General features: G+C 72.3%; 19 protein-coding genes and 1 pseudogene. 8 read left to right on the top strand and 12 right to left on the bottom strand.

Annotated features, from left to right (window positions below):
* Positions 1 to 10: 10 nt before the first annotated feature.
* Positions 11 to 664 (top strand): TetR/AcrR family transcriptional regulator, encoded by a 654-nt coding sequence (locus tag AC3IX6_RS27430; RefSeq protein ID WP_489365515.1) that lies wholly within the window; start codon positions 11 to 13, stop codon positions 662 to 664.
* A gap of 33 nt (positions 665 to 697) precedes the next feature.
* On the opposite strand, the gene AC3IX6_RS27425 is transcribed toward AC3IX6_RS27430, so the two are convergent.
* Together AC3IX6_RS27425 and glnA are read right to left on the bottom strand one after the other, a co-directional pair.
* The gene (locus AC3IX6_RS27425; RefSeq protein ID WP_489365514.1) at positions 698 to 1015 is read right to left on the bottom strand and encodes a MazG-like family protein; all 318 of its coding nucleotides are present in this window, start codon (positions 1013 to 1015) and stop codon (positions 698 to 700) included.
* A 106-nt stretch (positions 1016 to 1121) separates the two neighbouring features.
* Positions 1122 to 2531, bottom strand: a complete 1410-nt coding sequence (glnA, locus tag AC3IX6_RS27420) for a type I glutamate--ammonia ligase (RefSeq protein WP_489365512.1) — start codon at positions 2529 to 2531, stop codon at positions 1122 to 1124.
* A 186-nt stretch (positions 2532 to 2717) separates the two neighbouring features.
* Between glnA and AC3IX6_RS27415 the strand changes: the two genes are divergently transcribed.
* Positions 2718 to 3185 (top strand): RDD family protein, encoded by a 468-nt coding sequence (locus tag AC3IX6_RS27415; protein WP_489365510.1) that lies wholly within the window; start codon positions 2718 to 2720, stop codon positions 3183 to 3185.
* 90 nt (positions 3186 to 3275) lie between these two features.
* Here the strand turns inward: AC3IX6_RS27415 and AC3IX6_RS27410 are convergent, their stop codons facing one another.
* From AC3IX6_RS27410 to AC3IX6_RS27390, 5 genes are all read right to left on the bottom strand, one after another.
* Positions 3276 to 3974, bottom strand: coding sequence for a DUF4191 domain-containing protein (locus AC3IX6_RS27410; protein ID WP_250743562.1), 699 nt, complete (start codon positions 3972 to 3974; stop codon positions 3276 to 3278).
* A 10-nt stretch (positions 3975 to 3984) separates the two neighbouring features.
* Complete coding sequence (locus AC3IX6_RS27405) at positions 3985 to 4182, bottom strand: SCO2195 family GlnR-regulated protein (protein ID WP_250743563.1); 198 nt, start codon at positions 4180 to 4182, stop codon at positions 3985 to 3987.
* 235 nt (positions 4183 to 4417) lie between these two features.
* A complete protein-coding gene (gene lipA, locus AC3IX6_RS27400) occupies positions 4418 to 5365 on the bottom strand; it encodes a lipoyl synthase (RefSeq protein WP_489365508.1) in 948 nt (315 codons plus the stop codon).
* A 110-nt stretch (positions 5366 to 5475) separates the two neighbouring features.
* Positions 5476 to 6273, bottom strand: coding sequence for a lipoyl(octanoyl) transferase LipB (lipB, locus tag AC3IX6_RS27395; RefSeq protein WP_489365507.1), 798 nt, complete (start codon positions 6271 to 6273; stop codon positions 5476 to 5478).
* A gap of 88 nt (positions 6274 to 6361) precedes the next feature.
* Positions 6362 to 6703: a hypothetical protein gene (locus AC3IX6_RS27390; protein ID WP_489365506.1), complete on the bottom strand. Its 342-nt coding sequence runs from the start codon at positions 6701 to 6703 to the stop codon at positions 6362 to 6364.
* A 173-nt stretch (positions 6704 to 6876) separates the two neighbouring features.
* Here AC3IX6_RS27390 and AC3IX6_RS27385 point away from each other — a divergent pair, with 173 nt between their 5' ends.
* Positions 6877 to 8376 (top strand): NsdA family TPR-like regulatory protein, encoded by a 1500-nt coding sequence (locus AC3IX6_RS27385; protein ID WP_489365504.1) that lies wholly within the window; start codon positions 6877 to 6879, stop codon positions 8374 to 8376.
* 347 nt (positions 8377 to 8723) lie between these two features.
* Here the strand turns inward: AC3IX6_RS27385 and AC3IX6_RS27380 are convergent, their stop codons facing one another.
* The 3 genes from AC3IX6_RS27380 to AC3IX6_RS27370 form a co-directional block, all read right to left on the bottom strand.
* Positions 8724 to 9941 (bottom strand): FAD-dependent oxidoreductase, encoded by a 1218-nt coding sequence (locus AC3IX6_RS27380; RefSeq protein WP_489365503.1) that lies wholly within the window; start codon positions 9939 to 9941, stop codon positions 8724 to 8726.
* Between the two features lie 248 nt (positions 9942 to 10189).
* A complete protein-coding gene (locus tag AC3IX6_RS27375; protein WP_489365502.1) occupies positions 10190 to 11083 on the bottom strand; it encodes a TIGR01777 family oxidoreductase in 894 nt (297 codons plus the stop codon).
* Between the two features lie 109 nt (positions 11084 to 11192).
* Positions 11193 to 11900 carry a VIT1/CCC1 transporter family protein gene (locus AC3IX6_RS27370; protein WP_489365501.1) on the bottom strand — a complete coding sequence of 236 codons (708 nt, stop codon included), beginning with the start codon at positions 11898 to 11900 and terminating at the stop codon, positions 11193 to 11195.
* A 76-nt stretch (positions 11901 to 11976) separates the two neighbouring features.
* On the opposite strand from AC3IX6_RS27370, the gene AC3IX6_RS27365 reads away from it, so the two are divergent.
* The 3 genes from AC3IX6_RS27365 to AC3IX6_RS27355 all read left to right on the top strand — a co-directional run bounded on the left by AC3IX6_RS27365 (position 11977) and on the right by AC3IX6_RS27355 (position 13697).
* Positions 11977 to 13080, top strand: coding sequence for a PP2C family protein-serine/threonine phosphatase (locus AC3IX6_RS27365; protein WP_489365500.1), 1104 nt, complete (start codon positions 11977 to 11979; stop codon positions 13078 to 13080).
* Between the two features lie 111 nt (positions 13081 to 13191).
* Entirely contained in the window at positions 13192 to 13500 is a 309-nt protein-coding gene (locus tag AC3IX6_RS27360; RefSeq protein WP_489365498.1) for a polysaccharide deacetylase family protein, read from the top strand.
* Positions 13501 to 13532: 32 nt separating this feature from the next.
* The gene (locus AC3IX6_RS27355; protein WP_489365496.1) at positions 13533 to 13697 is read left to right on the top strand and encodes a hypothetical protein; all 165 of its coding nucleotides are present in this window, start codon (positions 13533 to 13535) and stop codon (positions 13695 to 13697) included.
* A 3-nt stretch (positions 13698 to 13700) separates the two neighbouring features.
* Here the strand turns inward: AC3IX6_RS27355 and AC3IX6_RS27350 are convergent, their stop codons facing one another.
* Entirely contained in the window at positions 13701 to 13964 is a 264-nt protein-coding gene (locus AC3IX6_RS27350; protein WP_250743574.1) for a hypothetical protein, read from the bottom strand.
* Between the two features lie 106 nt (positions 13965 to 14070).
* Here AC3IX6_RS27350 and AC3IX6_RS27345 point away from each other — a divergent pair, with 106 nt between their 5' ends.
* Positions 14071 to 14457 carry an ArsC/Spx/MgsR family protein gene (locus tag AC3IX6_RS27345; protein WP_489365494.1) on the top strand — a complete coding sequence of 129 codons (387 nt, stop codon included), beginning with the start codon at positions 14071 to 14073 and terminating at the stop codon, positions 14455 to 14457.
* A gap of 56 nt (positions 14458 to 14513) precedes the next feature.
* Positions 14514 to 15451: pseudogene (locus tag AC3IX6_RS27340) on the top strand (IS5 family transposase).
* A 15-nt stretch (positions 15452 to 15466) separates the two neighbouring features.
* Here the strand turns inward: AC3IX6_RS27340 and AC3IX6_RS27335 are convergent.
* Entirely contained in the window at positions 15467 to 16261 is a 795-nt protein-coding gene (locus AC3IX6_RS27335) for a serine hydrolase domain-containing protein (protein ID WP_489365492.1), read from the bottom strand.
* Positions 16262 to 16421 lie beyond the last annotated feature (160 nt).

Genomic DNA, 16421 nt, shown 5'->3' with positions numbered 1-16421 from the left:
TCCTTCCCCGGTGAGATCCCCTCGTCCGTACGCTCCCCAGGCCGGCCCCGGAGCCCAGTCGCTGAACGAGCGCCGCAAGGCGGCCACCCAGCTCGACATCGCCCGCGCGGCCTGCGCACTCTTCGCCGAGCACGGCCCCGACGGCACCACCGCCGAGGACATCGCCCACCGCGCGGGCGTCGCGCTGCGCACGTTCTACCGCTACTTCCGCAACAAGCAGGAGGCCGTCGCCCCCCTGCTCGCGGGCGGCGGCGACGCCTGGCGCGCGCTGCTCGCCGAGGAGGACCCCGGCACCCCGCTCACCGAGGCCCTGGAGCGCGCCGTCACCCGCTCCCTCACGGGCCCCCAGGCGCTCGACGAGGGCCTGGAGGTCACCCGCGGCCTGCTCCGCGCCGCCGCGGACGACGAGGCACTGCGGGCCGTCTGGTACCGGGTCAACCAGGACTCCGAGGAGCGCCTGGTCCCGGTCGTGGCCCGGCTCGCCGGCCCGGACGCCGAACCCCTCGCCGTACGCCTCCTCGCGGCGGCGGCCACGGACGCGATCCGCATCGCCCTGGAACTCTGGTCCACCACGGACACCCCACCCGCGGGCCCCGGCTCCCCCGCGGAACTCGCGATCCGCTGCCTCCGCGACCTCACGGGCGCGATGCCACTGATGCGCTGACGCGCTGAGCCCACCCGTCAGAGGACCTGCCCGTCAGAGGAACCTGGCCGACTTCTCCCGCAGGTGCTCCGCGAAGAAGGCGGGGGCGTCGGGCCGCATCCGGGCCAGCGCGACCATGGCCGTGACGATGACATCGGCGACCTCCGCCTCCACGTCGCCCCACGTGTGCGAGGTGCCCTTCCGCGGATTCGTCCCCTTGGCCCCGATCACCGCCTGCGCGGCTTCGCCGAACTCCTCCCCGATCTTCAGGATCTGCAGCGTCACGCTCTCCTCGTGCCCCACCCCGCGCTCCCGGTCATGCTCGTCGAACCGCGCCCCGAGGGCCCCGATGGTCTTCCAGGTGTCGTCCATCCCCCGAAGCTAGCGCCGCGCCGCCGCAACGCAGAAGCCCCGCCCCCTCCGGAGGAGGGGAACGGGGCTTCGTTCGATCAGTGCGTCAGCACGACCACGGCACGGCTTAGAGGTCGAAGTAGAGCTCGAACTCGTGCGGGTGCGGGCGCAGCGCGATCGGGGCGATCTCGTTGGTGCGCTTGTAGTCGATCCAGGTCTCGATCAGGTCGGGGGTGAAGACACCGCCGGCCAGGAGGTACTCGTGGTCCGCCTCCAGGGCCTTGAGGACGTCCTCGAGGCTGGTCGGGACCTGCGGGACGCTCGCGTGCTCGTCCGGGGAGAGCTCGTAGAGGTCCTTGTCGATCGGCTCCATCGGCTCGATCTTGTTCTTGATGCCGTCGAGGCCGGCCAGCAGGAGGGCCGAGAACGCCAGGTACGGGTTCGAGGACGGGTCCGGGGCGCGGAACTCGACGCGCTTGGCCTTCGGGTTCGAGCCCGTGATCGGGATGCGCATGGCGGCGGAGCGGTTGCGCTGCGAGTACACCATGTTGACCGGCGCCTCGAAGCCCGGGACCAGGCGGTGGTAGGAGTTCACCGTCGGGTTGGTGAACGCCAGCAGCGACGGGGCGTGCTTGAGGATGCCGCCGATGTAGTAGCGGGCCATGTCCGACAGACCCGCGTAGCCGGACTCGTCGTAGAACAGCGGGTCGCCGTTCGCCCACAGCGACTGGTGCACGTGCATGCCCGAGCCGTTGTCACCGAAGATCGGCTTCGGCATGAAGGTCGCGGTCTTGCCGTTGCGCCAGGCGACGTTCTTCACGACGTACTTGAAGAGCATCAGGTCGTCGGCCGCGGCGAGCAGCGTGTTGAACTTGTAGTTGATCTCGGCCTGGCCACCGGTGCCGACCTCGTGGTGCTGGCGCTCGACCTGGAGGCCCTGGGCGTCCAGTTCGAGGGAGATCTCGGCGCGCAGGTCGGCGAAGTGGTCGACCGGGGCTACGGGGAAGTAACCACCCTTGATCGGCACCTTGTAGCCGCGGTTGTTCTCCGTGGAACCGGTGTTCCAGGCGCCGGCCTCGGAGTCGATGTGGTAGAAGCCCTCGTTCGCGGAGGTCGCGAAGCGCACGCTGTCGAACACGTAGAACTCGGCCTCGGGGCCGAAGAACGCGGTGTCGGCGATGCCGGTGGAGGCGAGGTACGCCTCGGCCTTCTTCGCGATGTTGCGCGGGTCGCGGCTGTAGGCCTCGCCCGTGATCGGGTCGTGGATGAAGAAGTTGATGTTGAGCGTCTTGTCCTTGCGGAACGGGTCCAGGCGCGCGGTGGTGATGTCGGCACGCAGCGCCATGTCGGACTCGTGGATCGCCTGGAAGCCGCGGATCGAGGAGCCGTCGAAGGCCAGCTCCTCGTTCGGGTCGAACGCCCGCCCCGGGATGGTGAAGTGCTGCATCACACCAGGCAGGTCGCAGAAGCGGACGTCAACGAACTTGACGTCGTTGTCCTGGATGTACTGCGTCACTTCGTCGGCGTTCTTGAACATCCAACTCCTCCTACTCCCGACCCCGGGGCAGGGGCGGGCTTTTATAGCTAGTGGTGCGTCAGTGCGGTGCCGCACGCTGACCCGACCATAAGCAGACGGGGTTTCTCAAGCATGACCCATTTGTTTCGCACAAGTTAACCAGGGTCCCGCCGGAACGGCGCCGAGCCGCACAGGTACCGTGTTCGCGTGGACAAGAGGCAAGCAATCGGATCCTGGCTCTCCGGCCCCCGCGAGGCCGCCGAGGAGATGGGTGCCGACTTCGGGTACCCCGGCAAACAGCTCGGCCTGCCGCAGCAGGGGCCCGGCTCGGTGGCCCGTTTCGGCCGCCGGCTCGGTGCCGTGGCCATCGACTGGATGGCCTGCCAGCTGATCGCGTACGGCCTGATCACGGGCCGTGACTGGAACGGCGCGGGGAACTGGACGCTGGCGGTCTTCGTCACCCTGGTGATCCTGACGGTCGGCACCGTGGGCTTTACCCCCGGGAAGCGGATCCTTGGCCTCCGGGTCGTCTCACAGGATGGCGGCCCGCTCGGATTCGGCCGCGTGGTGGTCCGTACCGCACTGCTCGCCCTGCTGATCCCGGCCCTCGTCTGGGACCGCGACGGCCGCGGACTGCACGACCGCGCCAGCCGCGCCGTACAGGTCAGGATCTGAGACGGGATCGCGAGACGGAACGAGACGGACAGAGGGGCGCCCCGGGCCATCGGCCCGGGGCGCCCCTCTGTGTCGTATACGAAAAGCGGATCAGCGCATCTTTCCGCCGCGCGGCATGCGCATCCCCTTGGGCATCGGGCCCTTCGGGATCGGCATGTTGCTCAGCAAGTCGCCCATGGCCCGCAGTTTGTCGTTGACCTGGGTGATCTGGGGCCCGGAGAGCACACGGGGCAGCTTCATCAGGGTCGTACGGACCTTCTTGAGCGGCACCTCGCCCTCGCCCTTGCCCACGATGAAGTCGTGGACCGGGATGTCGGGCATGATCCGGGCCAGCTTCTTCTTCTCGTTCGCGAGCATCGGCTTCACCCGGTTCGGGTTGCCCTCGGCGATCAGGACCACGCCGGCCTTGCCCACGGCACGGTGGACGATGTCCTGCTGCTTGCTCATCGCGACGGCAGGGGTGGTCGTCCAGCCCCGGCCCACGTTGTCCAGTACGGCCGCGGCCGCGCCCGGCTGTCCCTCCATCTGTCCGAAGGCGGCCGTCTCGGCTCGCCGTCCGAAGATGATCGCCATCGCCAGGAACGCCACCAGGAAGCCCAGGATGCCCAGGTAGACCGGGTGGTCGATCAGGAAGCCGATCGCAAGAAAGACACCAAAGGTGACGATTCCCACGCCCGCGACGATCAGACCGACCTTCGGGTCGGCCTTGCGCGTCATCTTGTACGTCAGGGCGATCTGCTTCAGTCGCCCGGGGTTCGCAGCAGTCTCTGCGTTTGACTTCCTCGCCATGCAGCGAAGTTTACGTGGCCTTCTCGGTCCGGGTCGCCGCGGCCTCGAGTACGTGCTCGGTTTCGACCCGGTCCTTGGCCCTGCGGCGGTCTTCGAGGACGGCCGTCCAGGCGTTCCGGCGGGCGCCGCTCATGAGCAGCGACTCCAGGCCGCGGACGGCGTCGGTGAAGGACGGAATGGCGATGGCGCGTACGGGCGCGGCCTGCATGGTGTCGACCCTTTCACGGAGCTCACGTCGGGGGTGGCCAAGCGTGTGTGCGGTGCGTCGAACAATCGTCACTGACTGGTGTTACCAGGGCGTGACCGACTGGTCAAACAGTGATGAAACCTTGATGCGGCCCACTAGGACTCTCACTGGAGAGAGCCTAGGGGCCGCATCGGTGCGGGGTTACCCGTAAGTAAGACTTTGTGCGCGAGTTCACATACCTCCCGCACCATGTGCCTCAGACGGTCGCGCGCTTCTCCATCGCCTGCTGGTAGAGGCGGCCGGCGCGGTACGAGGACCGGACCAGCGGACCGGACATGACTCCGGAGAAGCCGATCTCCTCGGCCTCCTGCGCCAGCTCCACGAACTCGGCCGGCTTCACCCAGCGCTCGACGGGGTGGTGGCGCGGCGAGGGCCGCAGGTACTGGGTGATGGTGATGAGCTCGCAGCCCGCCTCGTGGAGGTCCTTCAGCGCCTGGCTGACCTCCTCGCGCTCCTCGCCCATGCCCAGGATCAGGTTGGACTTGGTGACGAGGCCGTAGGCCCGCGCCCGGGTGATGACGTCCATCGAGCGCTCGTAGCGGAAGCCGGGGCGGATGCGCTTGAAGATGCGCGGCACCGTCTCGATGTTGTGGGCGAAGACCTCGGGGCGGGAGGCGAAGACCTCTTCCAGCAGCTCCGGGACCGCGTTGAAGTCCGGGGCGAGCAGCTCGACCTTGGTCTGGCCGGCCGCGCGGCCCGCCGTCTGCTGGTGGATCTGGCGCACGGTCTCCGCGTAGAGCCAGGCCCCGCCGTCCGCCAGGTCGTCGCGCGCGACGCCCGTGATGGTGGCGTAGTTCAGGTCCATGGTGACGACGGACTCGCCGACGCGGCGGGGCTCGTCGCGGTCCAGCGCCTCGGGCTTGCCCGTGTCGATCTGGCAGAAGTCACAGCGCCGGGTGCACTGGTCGCCACCGATGAGGAAGGTGGCCTCGCGGTCTTCCCAGCATTCGTAGATGTTCGGACAGCCGGCTTCCTGGCACACCGTGTGCAGTCCTTCGCCCTTCACCAGGGCCTGCATCTTGGTGTACTCGGGACCCATCTTCGCCCGCGTCTTGATCCACTCGGGCTTGCGCTCGATGGGCGTCTGGGCGTTACGGACCTCTAGGCGCAGCATCTTGCGTCCGTCGGGTGCGACTGCGGACACGACCGGCTCCCTGTGACTTCGATTCTTCGGCGCCCACCAGGGTACGCCCGTAATTTCATACGCTCTTCACTCGGCCAACCTGCGGGCTGCCCGACCCATTCCCCCGGGGGTCAGCCGGCGGCCGGCTCTATCTCCCGGGGCCGCAGCTCCGCCTGCTCCAGTACGTCCTTCAGGTGCCGTTCGATCACCGGCAGCACCTCGGCGATGGTGATCTCGCGGCCCAGCTCGTAGGAGAGCGAGGTCACACCGGCGTCCCGGATCCCGCAGGGGACGATCCGGTCGAACCAGGTGTTGTCGGGGTTCACGTTGATCGCGAAGCCGTGCATCGTGACGCCCTTGGCGACCCGGATGCCGATGGCGGCGAGCTTGCGGTCCTCGCGGCGCTGGCCGGCGTTGGACGGGGCGTACTCGGGGCCGTTCAGCCGCGGGTCGAACTCCTCGTCCTGCAGCCTCGGGTCGAAGTCCAGCGAGAGACCGCCGATCTTCGGGCGCTCCTCCACCGGGTCGCCGAGCACCCAGACCCCGCTGCGGCCCTCGACGCGGGTGGTCTCCAGGCCGAAATCGGCGGCCGTGCGGATCAGCGCGTCCTCCAGGCGGCGGACGTGGGCGACCACGTCGACCGGGCGGGGCAGCTTCATGATCGGGTAGCCGACCAGCTGGCCCGGGCCGTGCCAGGTGATCTTGCCGCCGCGGTCCACGTCCACGACGGGCGTGCCGTCGAGCGGGCGCTCGCTGTCGGCGGTGCGCCGGCCGGCCGTGTAGACCGGCTGGTGCTCCAGCAGCAGGCAGGTGTCCTCGATCTCGTCCGCGAAGCGGGCCGCGTGCACCCGGCGCTGCTCTTCCCAGGCCACCGTGTACTCGACGGCCTCCGGACCGAAGCCCATGCGGACAAACCCAAGCTCAGCCACCGCGGCGCCTCCTCGTTGAACCTGCCGACGAACTTGCTGTGTGCACCTATCGCACCAAGCAAGGGTACGGCGGCCCCCGCGGACCCCGTCAGCCGCCCGTCCCGGACACGGCGAAGGGCCCGGGATCCGGGGGTCCGGGGAGCTGTTTCGGCCGTCTGCGGCCCTTCGGCGGCCGGTCCGGGTCCTCGTCCGCCCGGGGCAGCCGGCGGTGCCCTTCGGAGTGGTCGTTCACCCAGCCGCAGACCCCGCACGCGTAGCGCCCGTCGAGACCCGCGATGTAGGTCCCGCACCGCCGGCACTCCGCCTCGGTCAGCTCGGGCGCGGCCAGCTCGGGCACGTACGGCGGGGCCGTGGACTCTGCATGGCTGCCGTCGCCGTCGGGGCGCTCGCAGCTGCCGGGGTGAGGCTCCCCGGTGGGCCGGCGGGTCATGGGGCGCAGCGTACGCGGGTGGAGGGGGTCGGTCCGTAAAGAGACCCACCGGTTCTGCACACGATCGGATGAATGTGGGACAGAGAGGGCGGTACGGGCGAGGTTCGCCGCTACATTCACGCCGTTCACAGGGCCGGGTCTCCGGTCCGTCACGTCAGGAGACCGTGGAGCCGATGACGGAACGACCTGCCCAGCGTGTCCCCAACCGGCAGCTCTCGGCGCTGATCGCCGAGGCCGGGTTCTCCAACGCCGGGCTCGCCCGCCGTGTCGACCAGCTCGGTCTGGAGCACGGTCTCGATCTGCGGTACGACAAGACCTCCGTGACCCGCTGGCTGCGCGGGCAGCAGCCGCGCGGCACCACCCCGGCGCTGATCGCGGAGGTGTTCACCCGGCGCCTGGGGCGGCGGCTGTCGGCCCAGGACCTGGGCCTGGACGCGTGTGCCCCGGTGTACGCGGGGCTGGAGTTCGCGGCCACCCCCGAGGAGGCCGTCGACATCGCGAGCGGGCTGTGGCGCAAGGACTCCGGTTCGCACGCCGAGCTGCGCAAGATCGCCTTCACTCCGGCCGGGCTGGTGGTGCCCAGCCGGGACTGGCTGATCGGGCGGGCCGACGAGCGGGTCGGCCGGGGCGCGGAGCAGGCCGCCGCGCGGGTCCCCGAGCAGAGCCGCCTCGAACCGGGCCGCCTCGACCAGAGCCGCCTCGAACACGGCCGTCCCGTGCCCGGCCGGGCCTCGGTGCCCCGGCAGCGGCAGATCGACCGCGGGCCCGGGCAGCGGGTGACCGGTGGTGACATCGCGGCGCTCAGATCGGTGGGCGAGCTGTTCCGCACCCTGGACCACGCCTACGGGGGCGGCCATGCCCGCCAGGCCCTGGTGCGGTACCTGGAGCACGAGGCCGAGCCGATGCTGCGCGGCACCTACGGGGAGACCACCGGGCGCCGGCTGTTCGCCGCCGCCGCCGATCTGACCCGGCTCGCGGGCTGGACCTCGTACGACATCGCCGCGCACGGGCTCGCCCAGCGGTACTTCGTCCAGGCGCTGCGGCTGGCCCAGGCCGCCGGGGACCGGCCGTACGGGGCGTACGTGCTGATCACGATGAGCCGGCAGGCGGTCTACCTCGGCCACGGCCGGGAGGCGGTGCAGCTGGCCCGGGTGGCCCAGCAGGGCGTGGGCTCCGGGCCGCCGCCGGTGGTGCAGGCGCTGCTGCACTCGGCGGAGGCGCGCGGGCACGCGGTGCTCGGGGAGGTCAGGGCGTCGACGGCCTCGCTGGTGCGGGCCGAGCGGGCGCTGGGGGCGGCCCGGCCGGGGGACGACGTACCGCACTGGGCGCGCGACTACGACGAGGCGCAGCTCGCGGACGAGTTCGGGCACTGCCACCGGGACCTCCAGCAGTACCGGGCCTCGGCGCAGCACGCGGAGCGGTCCCTGCAGCTGCGGGCACCCTCGTACGCGCGGTCGCGGCTGTTCTGCCGGGTGGTGCTGGCGACGGCGCGGCTGGGGCTGGGCGAGCTGGACCAGGCGTGCGCGCTGGGCGCGGAGGCGGCGCAGCAGGCGATGGAGATGCGGTCGGTGCGGGCGGTGGAGTACGTACGGGACTTCGAGCGGCGGCTGGAGCCGTACCGGGACGCGTCCGCGGTGCGGGGGTATCGGGACCGGGTGGCCGCGCTGTCCTGACCCTGCGGGTCGGCTGGGGCGCCCCCGGGCTGTGCCCCCGGGGCCCGGGGTGGCTGCGCCGTGGTGTCCCTGCGGGTCCGCTCCCGGGGCTCCGCCCCGGACCCCGCTCCTCAAACGCCGGAGGGGCTGGATTCGCCCTGCGGGCAACCATCCCGAGGTGGGTGGTTGCCCGCGGGGCGACGCCCCGGTGCGTGGTTGCCGCCGCGGGGCGGCTCCGGGGCGGGTGGTTGCCCGCGGGGTGGCTACGGCGTGGGTGGTTGCCCGCGGGGCGACGTCAAGGCCGGTGGTTGTCCGCCGGGTGGTGTGGCCCCGTGGGGGCGGGGCCCGTGCCCGGGTGGGTGGTTGGCTCAGGCTGCCGCCGGGAGGGCGGCTTCCGGGGTGGTCGGGACGGGGATGCCGAAGTCGCGCAGGACGGCGGCGGCGGCGCGGCGGGCGGAGCGCAGGGCCCCCTCGACGGTGTTGGTGTCGCGGTGGTCGCCGCACACGTACAGCCCGGCCAGGACCCTGACGGTGCGCCGGGTGTCGTGCGGCGGCGGCATGGCGGGGACGGCCTCGGGGCTGTGGTGGACGGCGAGCAGCTCCCAGTCCCGGGTCGCGGTCTCGTAGAGCCGCGCGAGGCGTGAGGCGACCGTCCGGGTGGGCGGCGGCGGGCCGAGCACGGTGGTGGTGACCAGGCTGCGGCCGGCGGGGGCGCGCGTCGGGTCGACCGCGCTCATGACGGCCGTGTGGGCGACGGGCCAGTCCGGGTCGCCGTCCAGGAGCAGCGAGCCGTCCGAGGCGAGCGGGGTGGTGGTGGCGTGGTGCATCACGGTCACCTGGTGGAAGGCGGGCACGCGCAGGCCCGGGAGCAGTTGGGCGGCGGCCCGGGCGCCGGTGGCCAGGACCGCGGAGCGGCCGCTGAAGTCTCCGTGTTCCTCGGTGGTGACCAGGTTGGTGGCGACGGAGCGGACCCGGACCCCGGTGCGCACGGTGCCGGGCGGCAGCGCGGCGGCGAGCAGTCCGGGCAGGGTGGCGGCGCCGCCCTCGGGTACGGCGAGGCGGCCGCGCGCGAAGGTGCGCAGGGCCAGGTCGGCGACGCGGCTGGAGGTGGTGAGTGCGGGGTCGCGCAGGAGCGCGGCGAGGAGCGGGCGCAGCGTCGTACCGAGGCTCCTGGAGCTCAGGGCGGCGTGCGCGGTGCGCTCGGGGCGGGCCAGGAGGCGTTCCTCGGGCAGGGCGGCGAGGCGGGCGAGCGCCGCGCCGATCCGGGCCTGGTCGAGGGAGCCGCTGGTCAGGGCCCGGGCGGGGGTGAGGGCGCCGGCGCGCAGTGTCCTGCCCTCGCTGTGGACGAGGGCGCCGGGTGCGAAGGGCTTGAGGACCAGGCCTTCCAGGCCCGGGGTGCGGGCCGGTTCGGTGTAGGCGGTGTTCAGGAGCTGGCCGATCCGGTCGAGCCGGAATCCGTCCACGGTCTCGGTGGCCATCCGGCCGCCGGCGTCGTCCGCGCCCTCCAGGACGATGACGGTGACCCCGGCCGCGATCAGGTGGTGCGCTGCCGCGAGTCCGGAGACTCCGGCTCCTACGATGACCACGTCCGCATGGTGTGCGTGTGCGCTGGCGCTGTTGAGCACGTGCCCCTCCCCGAGGTCGGCCCGGCTGTGTGGGGATCCTCCTTCCCCCAACAGCGTCCGGCGGAACCCGAGTTGGGCGGACCATTACGGGTGATGCGGTCAACTCCGGTCGCACGACGGTCGCATTCGGCTCACGCGCGGTCGCATGTGTGCGCCGGGGCGCTCCCCCTGGAGCACCGGGGCTTTCAGGCCCGGAGGCCCGGGGTGTTTCAGGCCTCCAGCGCGGCCCTGATCGACTCCTCGATCCCCGGGTAGCGGAAGACGAACCCGGACTCCAGCAGCCGGGCGGGACGCACCCGCTGACTGCCCAGCACGTCCTGGGAGAACTCCCCGAGCACCACCCGCATGACCGGCGCGGGCACGGCGAACACCGCCGGCCGGTGCAGGACCCGGCCCATCGCGGCGGTGACCTCGCGGTTGGTGCGGGGCTCGGGGGCGGTCAGGTTCACCGGCCCGGTCAAGGCGGGCGTACCGAGGATGTGGCGCAGGGCGGCGATCTCGTCGTGCATCGAGATGTGCGACCAGTACTGGCGGCCGTTGCCGAGGCGGCCGCCGATCCCGGCCTTGAAGATCGGGAACAGCTTCCCCCAGGCCCCGCCCTCGGCGGCGACGACCAGTCCGGTACGGGCGAACACGGTCCGGACCCCGGCCTCCCGGGCGGGCGCGGCGGCGGCCTCCCAGGCGACGCAGACCTCGGGGAGGAACCCCTCCCCCGCCGGGGCGTCCTCGTCGACCGTCCGGTCGCCGGTGTCGCCGTAGTACCCGACGGCGGTGCCGCACACGAGCGTGGCGGGCGGCTCGTCCATGGCGGCGACGGCCGAGGCGATGGCGGCGGTGCCCTTGACCCGGCTGTCGCGGATCTCCCGCTTGTAGGCGGCCGTCCAGCGGTGGTCCCCGACCCCGGCGCCGGCGAGGTGCACGACGGCTTCGCAGCCGGCGAGCCCGGCCGGGTCCACGTACCCGCGCGCGGGGTCCCATCGCGCCTCCCCGGGCCCGGCGGGCTCGCGCCGCACGAAGCGGACGACCTCGTGTCCGTCGGCCTCCAGTGACCGCCCGAGGGCGCTGCCGATGAGCCCGCTGGCCCCGGTGACTGCGATACGCATGCCCCCATCTTGGCAGCGCCCCCACTCCCCCGGGCCGATCCGCCCCAGGAGCCCGGGCGGCGGCGGGGGCAGCGGGGCGCCGGTGGCGGCCGGGCGGCGGGCGGGGCCGTCAGGTGGCCGTGCCCAGCCAGGTGCCCACCGCGTACGTGACCGCCATGGCCAGGGCGCCGCCGGCCACGTTGCGCAGGATCGCCCGGGCCGGGGGCGCTCCGCCCAGCCGGGCGCTGAGCACCCCGCACAGGGTCAGGGAGAGCAGGACCGCGACCACGGTCACCGGGACCCGCTGCGAGGCGCCCGGCAGGACGATCGCCAGCAGCGGCAGCAGCGCCCCGACCGTGAACGCCACCAGGCTCGCCGCGGCCGCGTGCCAGGGGTTGGCCAGTTCGTCGGGGTTGATGCCCAGCTCCACCCGCGCGTGCGCCCGCAGCGCGTCCCGCTCCGTCAGCTGCTCCGCCGCCTCCCGCGCGACCGGCTCGCTCAGCCCCCTGCCCACCAGCAGCCCCGTCAGTTCGTCCAGCTCCTCCTCCGGCGACTCCTCCAGCTCCCGCCGCTCCAGGTCCAGCGCCGCCTTCTCCGAGTCCCGCTGGGAGCTGACCGACACGTACTCCCCCGCCGCCATCGACAGCGCGCCCGCCAGCAGCCCGGCGACGCCCGCCGCCAGGATCGCCGTCCGCGAGGTCGTGGCCCCGGCGACGCCGACGACCAGGCCCGCCGTGGAGATGATCCCGTCGTTCGCGCCGAGCACCCCCGCGCGCAGCCAGTTCAGCCGGGTACTGATCGCCGCGCTCTGCGCCACCGCACCATCCGCTTCCGTCACGCCACCACTGTCGCTGGCGCCGCCGGAAGGAGCCACCCGGCGTGCGCGCCTCCGGTGGCGGGATCAGGGTGGAGGAGTGAGACGCCGACGCGAGGAGCCGGGCTGGCTGCGCGGGGCGCCGCCGCCGCGCTGGGCCCGCCTCGCGCCCGCGGTGGCCCTTGTCGTGCTGGTGTTCGTGCAGCGGATCACCCCGGGCGACGTCGAGCTGGGCTACTTCCTGGCCGGCCTCCCCCCGGTCGCCGCCTTCGCCTACGGGGCCGCCGGGACGGCCGCCTTCGCCGCAGTGGTGCTGATCCTCATCGGCCTGCCCTCGCTCGGGATCGCCCACGCCCAGGGCTCCGACCTCGCGACCGTCGCGGTGATCGGCCTGCTCAGCGTGGTGGTCGCCTGGGTCCGAAAACGCCGCGACGCCCAGCTGGTGAGCGTGCGCACCGTCGCGGAGGCGGCGCAGCTCGCGGTCCTGCCGCCCGTCCCCGAACGGGTCGGCTCGATCGGCTGCGCGGGCCTCTACCGGGCCGCCCAGCACGGCACCCTGGTCGGCGGCGACCTGTACGACGTCCGGGTCGGCCCCTACGGCGTGCGCGCGCTGGTCGGCGACGTCCAGGGCCACGGCCTGGCCGCCGTCGGCACCGTGGCCTCGCTGCTCGGCGCCTTCCGGGAGGGGGTCCTGGACGACGCGGAGCTCACGACGGTGGCGGCCCGGCTGGACCGTCGGCTGCTGGCGGACTCGGCGGCCGAGTCGGTGGCGCACGCGGAGCTCTTCGCGACGGCGGTGCTGCTGGAGTTCCCGCCCGGGCTGGACCTCGTACGGATCGTGTCGTGCGGGCATCCCCCGCCCCTGCTGCTACGGGGTTTCACGGTCTCGGAAGTCGACGTGGACCCGGGGCCCCCGCTGGGCCTGGGCCTGGCCGGCCCCACCCCGGCGGAGCCGGCCGAGCTCCGGGTCGCCCCCGGGGACCGGCTCGTGATGTACACGGACGGGGTGACCGAGGCCCGGGACGCGGCGGGGAACTTCTATCCGCTGGCCGTGCGCGTGCCCCTGCTGGCGACGGATCCCGCGGGGCTGGCCGCGGCGGTGTGGCGGGACTTGCGGTCCTTCACCGGGGGCGGGCCGCGCGACGACGTGGCCCTGCTGGTGCTGTCCCTGCCCCTGTCCGCGGAGCGGGACAGCGTGCGGTGACCACGCCGTACTGATCACATGACCAAACGATGACAATCGCCCATTTGGGTCAATTTCCATGTTTCGCTCGGGTTTTCCAGCCCTTCGAGCACGGAACCCGAGGCCCAATCGATGCGCGCACCGTACAAACACAACCAGCGGATCACGGCGATCATCGCGGCGGCCGGAGCCGTCGCCCTGATCACCGGCTCGATCGTGCTGGGCCTCGCCGGGGACGACGCGGCCGCGGAACCGGATTCGGCGCGGAACCAGCAGATCGAGGCCCCGGCCCCACTCTTGGTCGGATCGGCCCTGACGCGCGCGGCCGAGGACGGGGGCAAGGTCGTCAACCTCACCCTCGACGACGGCCCGGACCCGAAGTGGACCCCGAAGGCGCTCGGACTCCTCGAGGCCCACGGGGCGAAGGCCACCTTCTGCTGACCGGGCCGAACGCGAAGAAGCACCCGGACCTGGTGAAGGAGATCCTGGACGCGAAGCGGATGAAGGGGCCGACGATCCTCATGCACGACGGGGGCCGCGACCGCTCCCAGTCCGTCGAGGCCCTCGAAAAGCTGCCGCCGTGGCTCAAGGAGCAGGGCTACGGCTTCAGCTTCCCGGAGGTCCCCGAGGCGGGCTGAGGCCTACCCGGCGTCGCGGATGAAGGAACGGACCATCTTGCAGGTGACGTTCGACGGCCGGCGGATGCCCGTCCGGACGGCCATCGTGCGGATCTTGCGGTTGGTGGCGCGCTGAGCGTCATAGGTGCCCGAGTCGAGCAGCGATATCGCCAGCCGCATCGCCTTCAGCCGCCGGTTGTGGCTCTCGTACCACTCCCGGGGCAGCCCCGCCGGCAGCGGCTTCTTCTTGACGGGCTCGATGGTGTGCAGGGTCATGGCAGTGGCCATCTACAGCCTCCCAAAGGCAAGTTGGCGTCCTGTCCTTCTCCTTGAATTTTACCGTCGACCACTGACAAAGGACCTGGCCAGACGAGGCCTCGCTAAGCTTTCGGGCATGGAGATCTGGATCAATCCCGCCTGCTCGAAGTGCCGTAGCGCCCTGACCCTGCTGGACGCGGAGGGCGCCGAGTACACCGTCCGCCGCTACCTGGAGGACGTGCCCTCCGAGGCCGAGATCCGCGAGGTCCTGGGCCGGCTGGGCCTGGAGCCCTGGGACATCACCCGCACCTCGGACCCGCTGGCCAAGGAGACGGGCGTACGGGACCTGCCGCGCGAGGAGACCGAGGAGGCCCGCGGGGCCTGGATCAGCCACCTGGCGGCCCACCCGAAGCTGATCCAGCGCCCGATCATCACGGCCGAGGACGGCACGGCGGTGGTGGCCCGCTCGGAGGAGGCCGTCCGCGAAGCCCTCTCCCGCACGGCGCGGGCCGGGACCGCCTAGGTTCTGTTTCCTGGATCTCCTGACGTGATCATGCTGTGGGGTTCAGGCTGGTCGGCATGGTGGGGCGGGGAGATCTGACGACTGCGGAGTGGGAGCGGCTGGAGCCGTTCCTGCCTCGTGGCGGGGCGCGTGGTGGCCGGTGGAGCGAGCACCGGAAGGTCATCAACGGGGTGTTGTTCCGGGTGCGGACCGGTGTGCCGTGGCGGGATCTGCCGGAGCGGTTCGGGCCGTGGGAGACGGTCTACAAACGGCATCGCCGCTGGTCGGCCGATGGAACGTGGCAGTTGCTGCTGACGCGGGTGCAGGCCGCGGAGAACTCCGCGGGCAGGATCGACTGGGACGTGTCGGTGGACTCCACCACGGCACGTGCCCACCAGCATGCGGCTGGCGCGAGGAAGGTGGCCCCGCCGCCGATTGCTCCCCAAAAGGGGGCCAACAGCGGGGCAAACCAGGGCGATCCGGTGCTGCGGAGGCTGTCTGCCCGCCTGGCGGAGGTGGTGCGGCAGGCGAGTGCTTAGGGCGCTCGCGGGGCGGCTTCACCACGAAGATCCACCTGTCCGCTGACGGCCGGTGTCGCCCGCTGTCGCTGATCCTCACGGCCGGGCAGTGCGGGGACAGCCCGCAGTTCGAGGCGGTGCTGGAGAAGATCTTGGTGCCCTGCACTGGGCCGGGGCGGCCCCGAACCCGGCCCGACAGCGTCAGCGCCGACAAGGCGTACAGCTCCCGGAGCAACCGCCGCTATCTGCGGAAACTCAAGATCCGGCACACCATTCCCGAGCCCAAGGACCAGCGGGCCAACCGCCGCAGGCGCGGCTCGGCCGGCGGACGCCCGACCGGGTTCGACAAGGACCGGTACAAGAAACGCAATGTCGTCGAGCGGGCGATCAACCGCCTCAAGAACTTCCGGGCAGTCGCCACCCGCTACGACAAACGCGCCTACGTCTACCTCGGAACCGTCACCATCGCAGCCCTGACGATCTGGCTCCGCACCTGATCCAGGAAACAGAACCTAGGCCGTCTCTTTCAGATCTTGCCGGTCAGGCCCGCGTCGTCCGGTGCCGTGCCTCGCCGCGCTGCCGGGGCTCCTGCGTACTGGACGTACTCGGGTGCCTTGGCAGTGCGGCGAGGTGCGGCGCCGCAGTTCCTCCTCGTAGGTCCGGCCGGATATCCGCTCCACGAGCAGGCCGGCGACGAGGCTGTTCGTCCCGTTGTACTGCTGGACCGCGCCCGGCGCGGGTATGCGGTCCGGGCGGGCGGCCGCGTCCGCCGCGAAGGTGTCGAGCACCATGGTGCGCGGATCGGCGGACTCGCCGGCGACCATCGGCAGGTCGGCGGTGTGGTCCATGAGCTGCCGTACGGTCACGCCCGCGTAGGCGCCGGGGATCAGGTCGGGCAGGTAGCGGCGCACCGGCGCGTCGATCTCGATCCGGTGCTCCGCGGCGAGCCTCAGCACCAGGGCGTTCGTGAACAGCTTGGTGACGCTGCCGATCGGGACTTCCGCGTCCGCGGCGACCGGCCCGCCCGTCCCGGTCCACGGTGTGCGCAGCCCCGATCCGGACAGCCGCACCAGGGCCCCCGTCGAGACGTCGTCGGGCAGCGAGGCCAGCAAGGCCCGCAGCGCGGCGGGGTCCTGGGGGGCCGCCCGCTGGGCGTGGGCCGCGGTCGCGGTCGCGGCGGACCCTGCGGACCCCACCGGCCCTCCGGGCGCGGCCAGTGCGGCCGGGGCGCCCACACCCACGGTGAGGGCCGCCAGGGCGATGCCGGTGACGGCGATCCGGCGGAGGGCGCGGGGGCGTGCGTTCATCGGTGGCTCCTGGAGAAGACAGCTCGACTCGGTGGGTTCTGACACCAACACTCCGCCACCCGCCGCGCGTTGCCCATCAGTGATCACCCTGACCCGACCCCCAGGCCACCCTGAAGGGGCCTGCGCGACCGGCCCTGAGGCCATTCGGGCAGGCCCCGGG

The sequence above is a fragment of the Streptomyces sp. GL_141 genome (genome assembly GCF_057834385.1).
The sequence above is the reverse complement of the archived record's forward strand: the minus strand, read 5'-3'. Positions and strand labels throughout refer to the sequence as shown.